Consider the following 15,210-nt stretch of genomic DNA (forward strand, 5'->3'; position numbering starts at 1 on the left):
CCCGCACCACCTGAGCGCGCCCGCACGCCCCCGACCGGCTGGAGACCTCCCGTGCCCATCGCCAAGGCAGCCCCTCCGCAGGTGCGCCGCTGGACCCCGCCGTCCGTCGAGGCCGTGCGCACGTCCCTGCCGGAGGCCGACCTGGCCGGGGTCGCCGTCCTGGCGGTCCCGGTGGCCCCGGCCCCGCCCGGGGACGCGGGCGGGGCGGGGAGCGCCGACGGGCCCGGCGTGCAGCCGCGCCCCGGTGCGGCCGACGCCGCGCTGCGCTACGGCCTGCGCTTCGAGGAGGCCTGTGCGGCCGAGCGCGTGAGCGGAGCGGCCGGCCAGGTGGTCCGCCTGCCGGTGCAGGCACCGGAGGGCTCCCCCCGCGCGCTCTACGCCGTGGGGGTCGGGGAGTCCGCGCCCGCCGACCTGCGCCGCGCCGCGGCCGCGCTCGCGCGTGCCGTGCGGGCCGAGGACGACGTCGCGACCACCCTCGCCGACGGCGCCGGGCCCGAGGGGGTGCGCGCCGTGGTCGAGGGTTTCCTGCTGGCGGCGCACACCCCGCCCAGGGCGGGCCTGAAGGTCGCCGAGGAGCCCGCCCGCACGCGCCGCCTGCTCCTGCTGGGCGAGGTGGCGGACGCCGACGTGCAGCACGCCCTGGCGCGGGCCGGCGCGACCCTGCTGGCCCGGGACCTGGCCGCCACCCCCTCCAACCTCAAGGACCCCGCCTGGCTCGCGGAGGAGGCCCGCGAGGTCGCCGCCACCCGCGGCCTGGAGATCGAGGTGCTGGACGAGCGGCGCCTGCGCGCCGAGGGCTTCGGCGGGCTGCTGGCCGTCGGCGGCGGTTCCTCCTCACCGCCGTGCCTGGTCCGCGTGGCGTACCGGCCGCGGGGGGCCGGTTCGCGCACGGCCCCGCACGTCGTCCTCGTCGGCAAGGGCATCACGTTCGACTCCGGCGGGCTGTCGCTGAAGCCGCGGGAGTCGATGGTGCCGATGAAGACCGACATGGCCGGGGCCGCGGCCGTGCTCGCCGCGGTCGGCGCCTGCCCGGCGCTGGGGGTGCGGGCGCGCGTGACGGCGCTGCTGCCGCTGGCGGAGAACTCCCTGGGGGCCTCCTCGTACCGTCCCGGTGACGTGGTGACGCACTACGGCGGGCGCACCAGCGAGGTCGCCAACACCGACGCCGAGGGCCGCATGGTCCTCGCCGACGCCCTCGCCTGGGCGGACGCGACCCTCGAGCCGGACGTCGTGGTGGACGTCGCGACGCTGACGGGCGCGGCGAGCCTGGGCCTGGGCAAGCGGCACGGTGCCCTCTTCACCGACGACGAGGACCTCGCCGCCGGGCTGCTGGCCGCGGCCGGCACCAGCGGGGAGCGGCTGTGGCGCCTGCCGCTGGTGGAGGACTACGCGCCGCTGGTGCGCTCGGAGATCGCGGACGTCCGGCAGGTCACGGCCGACCCGGACGCCGGGGGCGGGGCGATCGTCGCGGCGCTGTTCCTGCGCGCGTTCACGGCGGGGCGCCGCTGGGCGCACCTGGACGTCGCCGGGCCCGCGCGGGCGGACTCCGCCGAGCACGAGGTGAGCCGCGGGGCCACGGGTTTCGGGGCGCGGCTGCTGCTGGACTGGCTGCTGGACGCGGCCGTCCCGCCCGCCCGCCGCACCCCGCGGCGCACCCCGCCGCGCAAGCCGGGGCCGCGCGGCGGTGACCTGCCGGCCGCGGGGACCGGCGCCGGGGACTAGCCGCGCTTGACGGCCAGCAGCAGCCCGTCCCCGCTGGGCACCAGCGCCGGCTGCAGGCGCTCGTCCTCCAGGACGGCCTGTGCCATGGCGCGGATCGCGACGGTCTGCGCGTCGCGCTGGGCGGGGTCGGCGACGCGTCCCTTCCACAGGGCGTTGTCCACGGCGAGCAGCCCCCCGGGGCGCAGCAGCCGCAGGGCCTGCTCCAGGTACGCGGCGTACTCGGTCTTGTCGGCGTCGACGAGCACGAGGTCGTAGGCGCCGTCGGTCAGGCGCGGCAGCACCTCCAGGGCGCGGCCGGCGATCATCCTGGTGCGGCCGCTGCGCACGCCCTCCTCGGCGAGGGCCTCCTTGGCGGCCCGCTGGTGCTCCACCTCGATGTCGATGGTGGTCAGGACGCCGTCCTCGGGCATCCCGCGCAGCAGGTAGACGGTGGACACGCCCGTGCCGGTGCCGATCTCCACGGCCGTGCGGGGCCGGACGGCGGCGGCCAGGACGCTCAGCACGGCCCCCACCCCGGGCTGGACGGGGGTGCAGCCCAGCACGTCGGCGCGGGCCCGGGCGCGCTGCAGCACCTCGTCCTCGGGGACGAAACCCTCGGCGTACACCCAGCTCGCGGGCTGCTTGGCGCTGCTCTGTGACACCACGTTGCGCACCCTAGTCGTTGAGCGACGGGGCGGTCAGCCGAGCGATGCGCCGCCGCCCGGCTCCGAGCGCGCTCACGGCCCGCTCACAGGGACCTCCCAGGCAGCAGGGGGAACCTGGGGTTCCCAGGGTGCGTTGTCCAGATCCGGAGCCGGTGCCCACCGGTCCCGGTTCGTCGGGCGAGAGGACGTACGACACCATGGGTTCGTTGGCGGTGCCCTTCGCGGTGCCCTTCCCCGCGGTCCCCAGGAGGCGAGCGGTGCGCGAACGCGGTCAGGAGGACCGGTCCGCGACGAGCGCTGCCCCCGCGGCGGCGGACGTCGTGGCCCCCGAGGCGGCGTGGGTGCCCCCGACCTGGGACGAGGTCGTGCGCGACCACTCAGCGCGCGTGTACCGCCTCGCCTACCGCCTCACGGGCAACCAGCACGACGCCGAGGACCTCACGCAGGAGGTCTTCGTCCGGGTGTTCCGCTCCCTCTCCAGCTACGCGCCGGGGACGTTCGAGGGCTGGCTGCACCGCATCACGACGAACCTCTTCCTGGACCAGGTGCGCCGCAAGCAGCGCATCCGCTTCGACGCCCTCGGGGAGGACTCCTCCGAGCGGCTGCCGAGCACGGACATCGGGCCCGAGCGCGCCTACGAGCACCGCAACCTCGACGACGACGTGCAGGCGGCCCTGGACTCCCTGGCGCCGGAGTTCCGCGCCGCGGTGGTCCTGTGCGACATCGAGGGGCTGAGCTACGAGGAGATCTCGGCGACGCTGGGGGTGAAGCTGGGGACGGTGCGCTCGCGCATCCACCGCGGCCGCGCGCAGCTGCGCCAGGTCCTGGCGCACCGCGCCCCCCGGCGGCCGGCCGCCGCGGTCGTGGAGGAAGCGTGGTGAAGGGCGTCTCGGGTCCGCACCTCGGCGCGCGCGTGAGCGCGCTGGTGGACGGCAGGCTCCGGGCGGACGCCGCGGCGCGCGCCGAGGCCCACGTGCGCTCCTGCCCGGAGTGCGCCGACGCCGTCGAGACCGAGCGCCTCGTCAAGGCGAGGTTGCGGTCGCTGGCCGGTCCGGAGCCCTCGGAGGACCTGCTGCTGCGCCTGCGGGGCCTCGGTGGTCCCGTCGGGCCGCTGCGCCCGCGCGAGCGGCCCATGCCGGGCGGGTCCCAGCGTCCCCCGGTGGCGCCGCCCCGCATGGCCGACGCCTCGCGCCGTCCCGCGGGCCGGCCCGCGCGGGACAGGCGCCGCCGCGTGGTGCGCCGCCCGCTGGCCGCCGTGCTGGTGAGCGCGTTCTCCCTCGTGGGGGCGGGCCTGGCGGGGGCGGTGCTGCTGTCGAGCCTGGACGAGACGCCGGCGCTGCCGCTGGCGCAGCTGACGTGGTGGAACTCCTCGCCCGCCGTGACGCAGCCGGTCTCCGCGTCCCCGGACGCGCAGGAGCCGGGTGCGTCGCAGGACGGGCGGGGCCGGTGACGGAGGGGACGTCGGGTCGGTGACGACGGATCGGGCGGGGGCGGACCCCGCGCCGGTGGACGGCGGTGCAGCCGGTCCCGGCAGGCCGCGCTCCGCTGGGTGGCACAACCCGGGCGGTCCGGGTGGTGGCGCGACCGACCCGACCGACGCGGCCGGGCGCTTCCCGCCGGACGGGTCCGCGCCGGTGCAGGACCCTGCCGGGCCGGACCCGTTCGCGTACCGGGACCCCTCCGCGCAGCCCGACCCGTTCAGGCCTCCCGCTCCGCCGGCCGAGCACGACGGGCTCACGGACCCGCCGCTGCCCCCGTCGTGGCAGCGCGCGCCCGGTGCACCCGCCGGGCTGCCCGCGGGGCCCCCACCCGGTGAGCCGGGACCCGGGCAGCCCCCGCCCGGCACCCTCCCGCCCGGCACCCTCCCGCCCGGCACCCTCCCGCCCGGTGGACCGGCGGGAGACGGGCTGCCACCTGTGCCACCCGCGCCGGGTCGCGGCGCCGGGACGTCCACCCGCGCCCGCACCGCCCGGCTGCTGGCCGCCGGCACGGGTGTGCTGGCGCTGTCCGTCCTCGGGGGCGCCGTGGGTGGCGCGCTGCAGGACCGCGTGGACGAGCCGCAGCCGCGGCGCCACCCCGGCTTCACCGTGCCACCGGCGCCGTCCGGGTCCACCGAGCGGACCGCCGGCTCCGTCGCCTCCATCGCCCGCGCCGCCCTGCCCGCGGTGGTGGACATCCAGGTGCGGACCGAGGAGGGGCGGGGCACCGGCTCGGGCTTCGTCTTCTCCGTCCAGGGGCCGGACCAGGCGTTCCTCGTCACGAACAGCCACGTCGTGGCGGGCGCCGGGCGCGACGACGTGCGCGTCGTGTTCTCCGACGGGGTGGAGGCCGTGGCGCGCGTCGTCGGCGCGGACCCCTCCTACGACCTCGCGGTGCTGGCCGTGGAGCGCGCCGGGCTGGCGCCGCTGCCCCTGGGTGACTCCGAGTCCGTGGTCGTCGGGGACCGCGTCGTCGCCGTGGGCTCCCCGCTGGGCCTGGCGGGCACGGTGACGGAGGGCATCGTCTCCGCCGTCGACCGCCCGGTCTCCGCGGGCGCCTCGCAGGAGGAGCAGTCCTTCCTCAACGCCATCCAGACCGACGCGGCCATCAACCCCGGCAACTCCGGCGGGCCGCTGCTCAACGACCGCGGGGAGGTGGTCGGGGTGAACAGCGCCATCGCGCAGCCCCCGGGCGCCGAGGCGGTCGGCGGCAGCATCGGCCTCGGTTTCGCGATCCCGAGCGAGCAGGCCCGCCGCACGGCGCTGCAGCTCATCACCGAGGGCCGTGCCGTCCACCCGGTGATCCGTGCCTCCCTCGACGTCGCCTGGGAGGGCGAGGGGGTCCGCGTGGGCGGCGACGGGGACGCCCCCGCCGTGGCGCCCGGTGGCCCGGCGGACCGCGCGGGCCTGCGCGAGGGCGACGTCGTGCTCGCCGTCGACGGGCGGCCGGTGACCACCCCGGAGGAGCTGATCGTGGCGATCCGCTCCCGCGAGCCCGGGGACACGGTGCGGCTGCTGGTCCGGCGGGGGGGCACGGAGCAGGAGCGGGCCGTGGTCCTGGATCCCGACAGCTAGTCTGCGACGGTGTTCGGCATCAACGGCGGCGAGCTCGTCGTCCTCCTCCTCGTGGCCCTCGTCATCCTGGGTCCCGAGCGGCTGCCCCACTACGCCGAGCAGCTCGGCCGCCTCGTGCGGCAGGCACGCCGGTTCGCCAAGGGCGCGCAGGAGCAGATGCGCGAGGAGCTGGGCCCGGAGTTCGATGACATCGACTGGCGCAAGCTGGACCCCCGCCAGTACGACCCGCGCCGGATCGTGCGGGACGCCCTGACCGACGTGTGGGACGACGACGAGGACGAGCCCGCCCGCCGGCCCGCCACCGGCTCCAGCGCCGCGCCGGCCCCCTCGGGGTCGGGCATCTCGCTGAACAAGAACACCTCCCGCCGGGACACCGGCGAGCAGGCGACGCCGTGGGACGAGGACGCCACCTGAGCCCAGGGGCCTGGGTTCCCGGGGCCTGGGTTCCCGGGCCCTGAACCCCCGGCCGCGGCCGGGCGGTGCCTCAGGACCCGGCGACGGACAGGTTGAGGCGGCGTCCGGACAGGTCGGCGCGGGAGCGCACCAGCCGGCGGGCCACCTCCCGCAGCGCCACCGCCGCGGGGGAGCCCGGGGAGGACATCACCACGGGCGTGCCGGCGTCCCCGCCCTCGCGCAGCGCCACGTCCAGGGGCACCTGCCCGAGCAGCGGCACGTCCGCACCGAGGCGCCGGCCCAGCGACGCCGACACCGCGGCCCCGCCGCCGGAGCCGAAGACCTCCAGGCGCGAGCCGTCGGGCAGCGTCATCCAGGACATGTTCTCCACCACGCCCACGACGCGCTGACGGGTCTGCTCGGCCATCGCCCCGGCCCGCTCGGCGACGTCCGCGGCGGCCTGCTGGGGGGTGGTGACGACGAGGACCTCGGCGGAGGGCAGGAGCTGGGCGACGCTGATGGCCATGTCGCCGGTGCCGGGGGGCAGGTCCAGCAGGAGCACGTCCAGGTCGCCCCACCACACCTCAGCGAGGAACTGCTGCAGCGCCCGGTGCAGCATGGGCCCGCGCCACGTCACCGGCTGGTTGCCGTCGACGAACATGCCGATCGAGATGACCTTGATGCCGTGCGCGGCCGGCGGCAGGATCATGGTGTCGACCTTCGTGGGGCGCCCCGCCACGCCGAGCAGGTGCGGCACCGAGAAGCCGTGCACGTCGGCGTCGAGGACACCCACGGACAGCCCGTCGGCGGCCATCGCCGCGGCGAGGTTCACGGTCACGCTGGACTTGCCGACGCCGCCCTTGCCGGAGGTGACCGCGAGGACCCGCGTCAGGGAACCCGGAGCGTTGAACGGGATGGTCGGGGCGGCGCCGGTGGTGCCGCGCAGCTTCACGGTGAGCGCCTGGCGCTGCTCGGTGCTCATGACGCCGAAGGTGACCTCCACGGCCGCCACGCCCTCCACCCGCGACACCGCCGCCGTGACGTCCCGCGACAGGGTCTGGCGCAGGGGGCAGCCGGCCGTGGTGAGGAGGATGTGCACCGCCACGGCGCCGGCGTCGCCGACGCGGACGTCCCCGACCATGCCGAGGTCGGTGACGGGCCGGTGCAGCTCGGGGTCCTGCACGGACGCGAGCGCCTCGCGCACGGCGTCGACGGTGGGAGCAGCCATGGCGCAAGGCTACGTCGGGACGCGCCCCCCGCCCGCCGGGTGCGGGCGGCGCGGCGCCGGGCGGGGAGCGTCGGTGGGGAGCGTCAGCCCGCGGTGACGCGGACGACCTCCTCGAAGGTGGTCTCCCCGCGCATCGCCTTGATGAGGGCCGAGTCGCGCAGGGACTTCATGCCCGCGCGGCGGGCCTGCTCCAGGACGGCGGTCTCCGACGGCTCGCGCATCAGCACGGTGCGCATGTCGTTGTCGACGTCGAGGACCTCGTAGACGGCGGTGCGGCCGCGGTAGCCGCTGCCGCCGCACTCGGGGCAGCCGGTGCCCTTCAGCGGGGTGGCGTCGAGGATGTCCTCGATGCCCAGGCCCAGCAGGCCCAGCGTCTGCTCGTCCGGGATGTAGCCCTCCGCGCAGGAGTCGCAGGGCTTGCGCACGAGGCGCTGCGCGATGGCCGCGGTGAGGGAGGAGGCGACGAGGAACGGCGCGGCGCCCATGTCGATGAGGCGCGTCAGGGCCGCGGGGGCGGAGTTGGTGTGCAGGGTCGTCAGCACCAGGTGACCGGTGAGGGAGGCCTTCAACGCCAGCTCGGCGGTCTCGGTGTCGCGGACCTCACCGATGAGGACGATGTCGGGGTCCTGGCGCAGGATCGAGCGCAGCCCGGCCGCGAACGTCATGCCGACCTTGGCGTGCACCTGCACCTGCGTGATGCCGGGCAGCTGGACCTCGACGGGGTCCTCCAGCGTGACGATGTTCTTGTCCGGGGTCATCGTCGCGTTGATCGCCGCGTAGAGGGTGTTCGTCTTGCCGGAGCCGGTGGGGCCGGTGATGAGGACCAGGCCCTGCGGCACGGACAGCGCCCGCTCGAACGTCGCGAGCTGCTCGGGCTCGAAGCCGAGGGAGTCCAGCGCGGGCACCGCGTCGCCGCGGGTGAGCAGGCGGATGACGATCTTCTCGCCGTGCAGGGACGGCAGGGTCGAGACGCGGCAGTCGATCTGCGCGCCGTCGACGCTGATGCGGGTGCGGCCGTCCTGGGGGATGCGGCGCTCGGAGATGTCCAGCCCCGAGATGATCTTGACGCGGCTGATGACGGACGACGCGACGCGCTTGGGGGCCTGCATGACGTCCCGCAGCATGCCGTCGACGCGGAAGCGGACGCGCAGGGCGTCGCGCTGGACCTCCAGGTGGATGTCGGAGGTCCGCAGGCGCACCGCGTCGGACAGGATGCGGTTGACGAGCTTGACGATGGGGGCGTCGTCGTCGCCGGCGTGCTGGTGGGAGCTGTCCTGCTCCTCGTCGTGGGAGACGTCCTCGACCATGGCGCTGACCTGGGAGGAGTCCGCCGAGAGGGACCAGGCGCGGCCGATGTGGTCGCGGATCTGGCTCTCCATGCCGACGACGACCTGCAGCTCGGGCGTGCGGGTGTAGAGCTTGACGTCGTCCAGGGCCAGGACGTTCGTCGGGTCGGCGGCCGCCACGAGGAGGAAGTCGGCCGTCTTGTCCAGGACGAGCACGCAGGTGCGCTCGGCGACCGCGCGGGGCAGGAGCCGCACCACGTCGGGCGCCGGGACCATGCGGGAGAGGTCGACGCTCTCCAGGCCGAGCAGCTCGGCGAGGCACTGGGCCAGCTCGGCCTCGCTGACCAGGCCGAGGGAGACGAGGATCTGCCCGAGGCGGCGGCGCGGGCCGGTGCCGTTGCGCTGCTCGGTGAGGGCCAGGTCGAGGTCCTCCGGCAGCACGAGGCCCTTCTCCACGAGCACGTCGCCGAGCCGGCGCCGGGAGGGGGCGGCCGGGGCCGGGGAGGAGGGCGTCTCGAGCGTCGTCACGGGTCCGTTGTCGGCAGCCGCGGCTCCCGGGTTGAGCCTTCCGGGTGACGAACCGTGCGGGCGACCCCCGGCGGCGGGATCGCCCCCGGCACGGCGGGGACGTCGCTCAGGCCCCGTCCCCGGTGGTCCCCGCGCCCTCACCGGCGCGCCCCTTGCGGGGGCGTTCCGCCTTCTGCGCGCCACCGCCGTCGGGGCCGTCCTCGACCGGGCCGTCCTTGACCGGCTCGCCCTTCACGAGGGACGTCCTGCCGGGGGCCGTCCTGTCGGGGCCGGGCCTGTCGGCGCCGCCCTTGCCCTGCCCGCCCTTGCCCTTGCCCTTGCGCTTGGTGGTGGGGGAGTCCTCGTCGTCGCGCAGCTCCTCCAGCACCGCGCGCAGCTCCGCGCGCACGAAGTCCCGGGTGGCCACGTCCCGCAGCGCGATCCGCAGCGCCGCCACCTCCCGGGTCAGGTACTCGGTGTCGGCCAGGCCCCGCTCGTCACGGGCGCGGTCCTGCTCGGAGATGACCCGGTCCCGGTCCGTCTGCCGGTTCTGCGCCAGCAGGATCAGCGGCGCCGCGTAGGAGGCCTGCAGGGACAGCACCAGGGTGAGGAACGTGAAGGAGTACGGGTCGAACCGCATCCGCTCCGGTGCCAGCGAGTTCCACGCCACGTACGCGAGGACGAAGGCCGTCATGTAGACGAGGAAGCGCGCCGTGCCCATGAACCGCGCGAACTTCTCCGAGACCCGGCCGAAGGTCTCGGGGTCCACGCTGGGGCGGGAGAACCACGGCCGCCGCGCCTCCTGCGGGGTGTCCAGGCCCACCGCGGGGCGCCGGTCGGCCCAGGTGCCGCGCTCAGCCACGGCGCACCTCCCGGGCCACCCTGCGGCGCTCGGTGCGCAGCTCCTGCTCGTCGTCGTCCTCCCGCCAGTCGTCCGGGAGCAGGTGGTCGAGCACGTCGTCGACGGTGACCGCGCCGAGCAGGTGCCCGGCGTCGTCCACCACGGGGACGGAGACGAGGTTGTACGTGGCCAGGTGCCGGGTGACCTGCTGCAGGGTGTCCTCCGGCGCGAGGGGCTCGATGTCCTTGTCGAGGACCTTGCCCACGGCGATGTGCGGGGCCTCGCGCAGCAGGCGCTGGATGTGGGCCATGCCGAGGAACTTCCCCGTCGGGGTCTCCAGCGGCGGGCGGCACACGAACACGGCCGCCGCCAGCGTGGGCGAGAGCTCCTGGCGGCGCAGGTGCGCCAGCGCCTCGGCGATCGTGGCCTCCGGGCCCAGCAGCACCGGGTCGGTGGTCATGAGCCCGCCCGCGGTGCGCTCGTCGTAGGCGAGCAGGCGGCGCACCGGGTCGGCGTCGTCGGGCTCCATCAGCTGCAGCAGCCGCTCGGCCTGCTCCGGCGGCAGCTCCGAGAGCAGGTCCGCGGCGTCGTCGGGCTGCATCGCCTCCAGGACGTGGGCGGCGCGGTCACCGCCGAGGTGGGAGAGGATCTCCACCTGGTCGTCCTCGGGCAGCTCCTCCAGGACGTCGGCGAGCCGCTCGTCGTCGAGGGCGGCGGCGACCTCCTTGCGGCGCTTGGCGGTCAGCTCGTGGATGACGTCGGCGAGGTCGGCGGCCTTGAGCTCGTCGAAGGCGGCGAGGAGGTTGGTGGCGCCCTGGTCGGCGGAGGGGGAGGCCAGCCCCACGACGGCGTCGACGTCCACGACGACCGTCTCCCCGCGCCGGCGCAGGCGCCCGGTGAGGCCGCGGGTGTGCACGCCGCGGCGCACGAAGAGCTTCGTCAGGCGCCACTCGCGCAGGCGCGCGGGCTCGATGGCGAGGTCCTCGATGGTGGCCTGCCCGCTGCCGTCGGCGAGGGTGACCGTGCGGTCCAGCATCTCCGCCAGCAGCAGCGTCTCGGTGGGCCGCTGCTCGAAGCGGCGCATGTTGACCAGGCCGGTGGTGATGACCTGCCCGGCGTCCATGCTCGTCACCCGCGTCATGGGCACGAAGACCCGCCGCCGGCCGGGGACCTCCAGGACGAGGCCGATGACGCGCACGGGCTGCTTGCCGGGGCGCACGGTGGCGACGACGTCGCGCACGCGGCCGACGGGGTCGCCCTGCGGGTCGAACACGGCGGTGCCCGCGAGCCGCGCCACGAACACCCGGGACGGCGCACCAGTCATGGACGTCAGGCTAGTGCGGCGCACGGGCACCGGTGGCCGGGGAGCGGGGTCGCGGCGATCTCGGACTGCGGCCTCGCCGGGGCGCTCCTACGGTGTGGGCATGGCCAAGGCGAGCGACATCACGACCGCAGCGGGCGTGCCCGCTTACACCGTCCCCGGGCTGACCCCGGAGCAGGGGCTGCGCGTCGCGGCGATCCTGCAGAACCGGCTGACCGCCCTGACCGACCTGCACCTGACCCTGAAGCACGTGCACTGGAACGTCGTGGGCCCGCACTTCATCGCGGTGCACGAGATGCTCGACCCCCAGGTGGACACGGCGCGGCAGTTCGCCGACGAGGTGGCCGAGCGCATCGCGACGCTCGGGGTCGCCCCGGTCGGCACGCCCGGCGCGGTCGTGGCCGACCGCGACTGGGACGACTACTCCATCGGCCGCGCCGGTGCCATCGAGCACCTCGCGGCGCTGAACCTGGTGTACACGGGCGTCATCGAGGACTACCGCTCGGCGATCGAGGAGACCGAGGAGCTGGACGGGGTCACGGAGGACCTGCTGACCGGCCAGGTGGGGCAGCTGGAGCAGTACCACTGGTTCGTGCGGGCGCACCTGGAGACGGCGGGCGGGCAGCTGACGTCGGCGGGGGCGCACACGGAGAAGGAGGCCACGGCCGCGGTGGACGCGGCCGTGGACTCCGCCGGCAGCGCCGCCTGAGGTCCCGCCGGCCGCGCCCGGCGCGGCCGGCGGGCACCACCGGCGCTCCCGCCTCGTTGGACGGGGCGGGACCGCGGACGGCGGCCGCCGTGCCGGTGGCCGCCGCGGGCGCGGGATCGAGGAGGATGGGGAGATGTCCAGCTTCAGCCCGATGGGTTCGCGCCCGACGCTGCCGACGCCGCCGCAGGGCGAGCCGATCGGCAGGTACGCCACCTACGAGGAGGCGCAGCGCGCCGTCGACTTCCTCTCGGACGAGCAGTTCCCCGTGCAGAACGTCACCATCGTGGGGACGAACCTGCAGATGGTGGAGCGCGTCACCGGGCGCCTGACGTACGCGCGGGCCGCGGGTGCGGGCGCCGCGTCCGGCGCGTGGTTCGGGTTGTTCGTCGGGGTGCTGCTGTCGGTGTTCGGCAACGGCGGGGTGCCGAGCCTGCTGACGAGCCTCTTCATCGGTGCCGGTTTCGGGATGCTGTTCGGCGTCATCTCCTTCGCCCTGACCGGCGGGCGGCGGGACTTCACCTCCGCCAGCCAGATCGTGGCGGGGGAGTACACGGTGCTGTGCGCGCCGGCGCTGGTGGGCCAGGCGGTGGAAGTCCTGGACCGGCTGCCCGGCGGGCGCGGGCGCGGTGTGCACCAGGTCCCCGCGCACCAGCGCCCGGGCGGGCCGTGGGGCGTGGGGCCGGGCGGGCAGGGGCCCTCGGGTTCCTCCCCGGCGCCGTGGCCGCCGGCCCCCGGCCGGTACGGGCCCCCGCCGCTGCCGGGCACGGGCGTGGACCCCGCCTCGGCGCCCCCGCCGCCGCCGGGCCACGTGCCCGGGCAGGTGGCCGGGCAGGGAGCCGGGGAGGACGCGCCGGCGCCGGTGCCCACGGGCCCGACGTACTCCGAGCAGATCGAGCGGCAGCGCCGCGAGCGCCGCGAGCAGCAGGAGCGCGAGCGCCGCGAGCAGGAGGAGCGGGAGCGCACCGCCGGCGGCTGAGCCGTTGCGCCGCACCGGGGACCGGCCCGCGCGGGCCGGTCCCCGGTGCGCGTCCGGGCGCGTTCCCGGTGGTGCTCCCGGGGATGCGCCGGAGCGGGTGTCAGGCGCGGCCGCTCCACAGCGCGGCCATCCACCGCTCCACGGCGTCGGGCTCGCGCGGCAGGGCCGCGCTGAGGTTCTCGCACCCGTCGGCGGTGACGAGGACGTCGTCCTCGATGCGCACCCCGATCCCCCGCAGCTCCTCGGGGGCCAGCAGGTCGTCGGCCTTGAAGTACAGACCCGGCTCGATGGTGAACACCATGCCGGGGCGCAGTTCCGCGTCCAGGTACATCTCCCGCCGGGCCTGGGCGCAGTCGTGGACGTCGAGGCCGAGGTGGTGGCTGGTGCCGTGCGCCATCCACCGCCGGTGGTACTGGCCCTCGGGGTCGAGGGACTCCTCGGCGCTGACGGGCAGCAGCCCCCACTCGGCCAGACGGGCGGCGACGACGCGCATGGCGGCCTCGTGGACGTCGCGGAACCTGCGGCCGGGGCGGGCCTCGGCGAACGCGGCGTCCGCGGCGTCCAGCACCGCCTGGTACACCTTGCGCTGGGCCGGGGTGAACCGGCCGGTGACGGGCAGGGTGCGGGTGATGTCGGCGGTGTAGAGGGAGTCGACCTCCACCCCCGCGTCGAGCAGGAGCAGGTCGCCCTCGCGCACGGGCCCGTCGTTGCGGATCCAGTGCAGGGTGCAGGCGTGCTCCCCGGCGGCGGAGATCGTCTCGTAGCCCACGCCGTTGCCCTCGGTGCGGGCGGTGCCGTCGAAGGCGGCCTCCACGACGCGCTCCCCGCGCGGGTGCGCCGTGGCGGCCGGCAGGCGGCGCACGACCTCCTCGAAACCGCGGACGCTGGCCCCGACGGCCAGGCGCACCTGCCCGATCTCCCACTCGTCCTTGACCAGCCTGAGTTCCGAGAGCGCCACGGCCAGTTCCGAGTCGGCCTCCACCAGGGCCTGCGCGCGGGCCTGGGCGAGAACCTCGGCGGGTGCCTCGGCGCCGTCCGGGCCGCCCCCGGCGCGCAGGCGGTCGGCCAGGGCGGTGGTGCGGGCGTCGGCGTCCCGCACCACCCGCAGGCCCTTGGCGGCGGGCTCGGCGAGCCAGGCGGCCAGGTCGGCCTCCAGGGTCGCGGTGTCGCGGCACTCCACGCCGGTGGCGGTGCCCATCTGCGCGAGCGTGGGGCGCGGTCCCACCCACAGCTCCCCGTAGCGGGCGTCGGCGAAGAACTCCTCGCTGCTGCGCTCGCCCTGCGGGCGCAGGTACAGCACCGGCCGGTGCCCGTCGGCGCCCGGGGCGAGGACCAGCACCGCGTCGGGCTCGCGGTCGGTGCCGAGCCCCGTCAGGTGCGCGAAGGCCGAGTGCGGCCGGTAGCGGTAGTCCGTGTCGTTGGAGCGCACCGACAGCCCGCCCGCGGGCACCAGCAGCACCTCCCCGGGGAAGAACCCGGACAGCACGGCGCGGCGGGAGGCGGCGTGGGCGGCGGCGGGCTCCGCCCCGGTGGGGCCGGCCGGGGGCGGTCCCCAGCCGGAGGCGATGAAGCGGCGGAAGGCCGCGGAACGGGGCACGGAGCGGTGGCTCTTCGCCTCCGGCTCCCCGTCCCGGCCCGGTGCCGCGCCGGAGGAGGCGGGGGCGACCTCGGGGGGCAGTCCCTCGCTGGCGGGGACCTCGCTGGCGGGTGCGTCGCTCACGGCTCCAGTCTCGCCCATCCGGCCCCCTGCGCGCCGTCCAGGTCACAGATCGATCACCGCTGGTGTTGACGGTTCCGCAGGAGCCGTAGGACGGTGGAGCATGAGCGGTCAGGCAACCTGCCCGAGGTGTGACGCCGTCCTGCGTCCACCGAGCATCTGGCGCAGCTCGTGGTCCTGCGCCGTCCACGGTGACGTGGTCCCCCTGCATCCGGCCCACGCCGCGGACACCGAGCACCTGGAGTGGCTGGCCGGGTGCTCCGACGTCCCCATCTGGCTGCCGTGGCCCCTCCCGGACGGCTGGCTGGCCACGGGCGTGCGCTGCGCCCGCGACGGCAAGAGCGACCGGGCCCAGGCGGTGGCCATGTCGGTCAGCGGCCCGAACCCGCTGCGCACGGTGGACTCCCACCAGCCGGTGGCCGACGCCCTGCTGGTCTCGGAGGTGCCCGGCGTCGGGCTGGGCGCGCACCTGGCCGGGCGCGCCGACCTCGACCCCGGTGACGGGCTGCTGAGCGGCCCGCCGGTGGCGAAGCTGCACGCCGCCGGCGTGTGCGCGCCGCTGTGGGAGGTCGACGGCCACCCCGGCGACCGCGCGGTGTTCCTCGGCGAGGCCGGCGGGGTGTGGCTGTGGGTCGTGCTGTGGCCGGCCTCGGCCAGCGCCCTGCTGGACCTCGGTGTCCACCTCGTCGACGCCCGCGACCCCGGCCACACGCTGGACGTGCCGTGCGGGGCGATGTCCCCGCACCTGCGCTGGGAGCAGCGGGAGCCGCAGGCCTCCTAGGCCGGGGCCGGTGGCGCCCCGCCGCGCCGGTC

At 76.4% G+C, this 15,210-nt stretch carries 14 protein-coding genes; 8 read left to right on the forward strand and 6 right to left on the reverse strand.

What is annotated here, in order from left to right:
- Positions 1-51 precede the first annotated feature (51 nt).
- Positions 52-1,722, forward strand: coding sequence for a leucyl aminopeptidase family protein (locus ACYQBY_RS05100; RefSeq protein ID WP_459642742.1), 1,671 nt, complete (start codon positions 52-54; stop codon positions 1,720-1,722).
- On the opposite strand, the gene ACYQBY_RS05105 is transcribed toward ACYQBY_RS05100, so the two are convergent.
- Positions 1,719-2,366, reverse strand: coding sequence for an O-methyltransferase (locus ACYQBY_RS05105; protein ID WP_459642743.1), 648 nt, complete (start codon positions 2,364-2,366; stop codon positions 1,719-1,721). The two genes, ACYQBY_RS05100 and ACYQBY_RS05105, sit on opposite strands and share 4 nt — an antisense overlap.
- A gap of 197 nt (positions 2,367-2,563) precedes the next feature.
- Between ACYQBY_RS05105 and sigE the strand changes: the two genes are divergently transcribed.
- From sigE to ACYQBY_RS05125, 4 genes are all read left to right on the forward strand, one after another.
- Positions 2,564-3,247: an RNA polymerase sigma factor SigE gene (sigE, locus tag ACYQBY_RS05110; RefSeq protein ID WP_459642744.1), complete on the forward strand. Its 684-nt coding sequence runs from the start codon at positions 2,564-2,566 to the stop codon at positions 3,245-3,247.
- Entirely contained in the window at positions 3,244-3,816 is a 573-nt protein-coding gene (locus tag ACYQBY_RS05115) for a zf-HC2 domain-containing protein (protein ID WP_459642745.1), read from the forward strand. The genes sigE and ACYQBY_RS05115 overlap by 4 nt, the downstream gene beginning before the upstream one ends.
- Positions 3,817-4,282: 466 nt before the next feature.
- Positions 4,283-5,419, forward strand: a complete 1,137-nt coding sequence (locus ACYQBY_RS05120; protein WP_459642746.1) for a S1C family serine protease — start codon at positions 4,283-4,285, stop codon at positions 5,417-5,419.
- A 9-nt stretch (positions 5,420-5,428) separates the two neighbouring features.
- Entirely contained in the window at positions 5,429-5,833 is a 405-nt protein-coding gene (locus ACYQBY_RS05125) for a sec-independent translocase (protein ID WP_459642747.1), read from the forward strand.
- Positions 5,834-5,903: 70 nt separating this feature from the next.
- Here ACYQBY_RS05125 and ACYQBY_RS05130 read toward each other — a convergent pair whose 3' ends face one another.
- The 4 genes from ACYQBY_RS05130 to ACYQBY_RS05145 all read right to left on the reverse strand — a co-directional run bounded on the left by ACYQBY_RS05130 (position 5,904) and on the right by ACYQBY_RS05145 (position 10,998).
- A complete protein-coding gene (locus ACYQBY_RS05130; protein WP_459642748.1) occupies positions 5,904-7,040 on the reverse strand; it encodes an Mrp/NBP35 family ATP-binding protein in 1,137 nt (378 codons plus the stop codon).
- An 83-nt stretch (positions 7,041-7,123) separates the two neighbouring features.
- A complete protein-coding gene (locus ACYQBY_RS05135) occupies positions 7,124-8,854 on the reverse strand; it encodes a GspE/PulE family protein (RefSeq protein WP_459642749.1) in 1,731 nt (576 codons plus the stop codon).
- 106 nt (positions 8,855-8,960) lie between these two features.
- Complete coding sequence (locus tag ACYQBY_RS05140; RefSeq protein ID WP_459642750.1) at positions 8,961-9,695, reverse strand: DUF1003 domain-containing protein; 735 nt, start codon at positions 9,693-9,695, stop codon at positions 8,961-8,963.
- Positions 9,688-10,998 carry a magnesium transporter MgtE N-terminal domain-containing protein gene (locus tag ACYQBY_RS05145; RefSeq protein WP_459642751.1) on the reverse strand — a complete coding sequence of 437 codons (1,311 nt, stop codon included), beginning with the start codon at positions 10,996-10,998 and terminating at the stop codon, positions 9,688-9,690. The genes ACYQBY_RS05140 and ACYQBY_RS05145 overlap by 8 nt, the downstream gene beginning before the upstream one ends.
- 100 nt (positions 10,999-11,098) lie before the next feature.
- Here ACYQBY_RS05145 and ACYQBY_RS05150 point away from each other — a divergent pair, with 100 nt between their 5' ends.
- Both ACYQBY_RS05150 and ACYQBY_RS05155 read left to right on the forward strand, forming a co-directional pair.
- Complete coding sequence (locus ACYQBY_RS05150; protein WP_459642752.1) at positions 11,099-11,704, forward strand: Dps family protein; 606 nt, start codon at positions 11,099-11,101, stop codon at positions 11,702-11,704.
- Positions 11,705-11,837: 133 nt separating this feature from the next.
- Positions 11,838-12,680: a YflT domain-containing protein gene (locus tag ACYQBY_RS05155; protein ID WP_459642753.1), complete on the forward strand. Its 843-nt coding sequence runs from the start codon at positions 11,838-11,840 to the stop codon at positions 12,678-12,680.
- Between the two features lie 100 nt (positions 12,681-12,780).
- On the opposite strand, the gene ACYQBY_RS05160 is transcribed toward ACYQBY_RS05155, so the two are convergent.
- The gene (locus ACYQBY_RS05160) at positions 12,781-14,418 is read right to left on the reverse strand and encodes an aminopeptidase P family protein (protein ID WP_459642754.1); all 1,638 of its coding nucleotides are present in this window, start codon (positions 14,416-14,418) and stop codon (positions 12,781-12,783) included.
- An 82-nt stretch (positions 14,419-14,500) separates the two neighbouring features.
- Between ACYQBY_RS05160 and ACYQBY_RS05165 the strand changes: the two genes are divergently transcribed.
- Positions 14,501-15,178 (forward strand): DUF6758 family protein, encoded by a 678-nt coding sequence (locus ACYQBY_RS05165; RefSeq protein ID WP_459642755.1) that lies wholly within the window; start codon positions 14,501-14,503, stop codon positions 15,176-15,178.
- The last annotated feature ends 32 nt before the right edge of the window (positions 15,179-15,210 follow it).

The organism is Kineococcus anabasis (assembly GCF_054590795.1).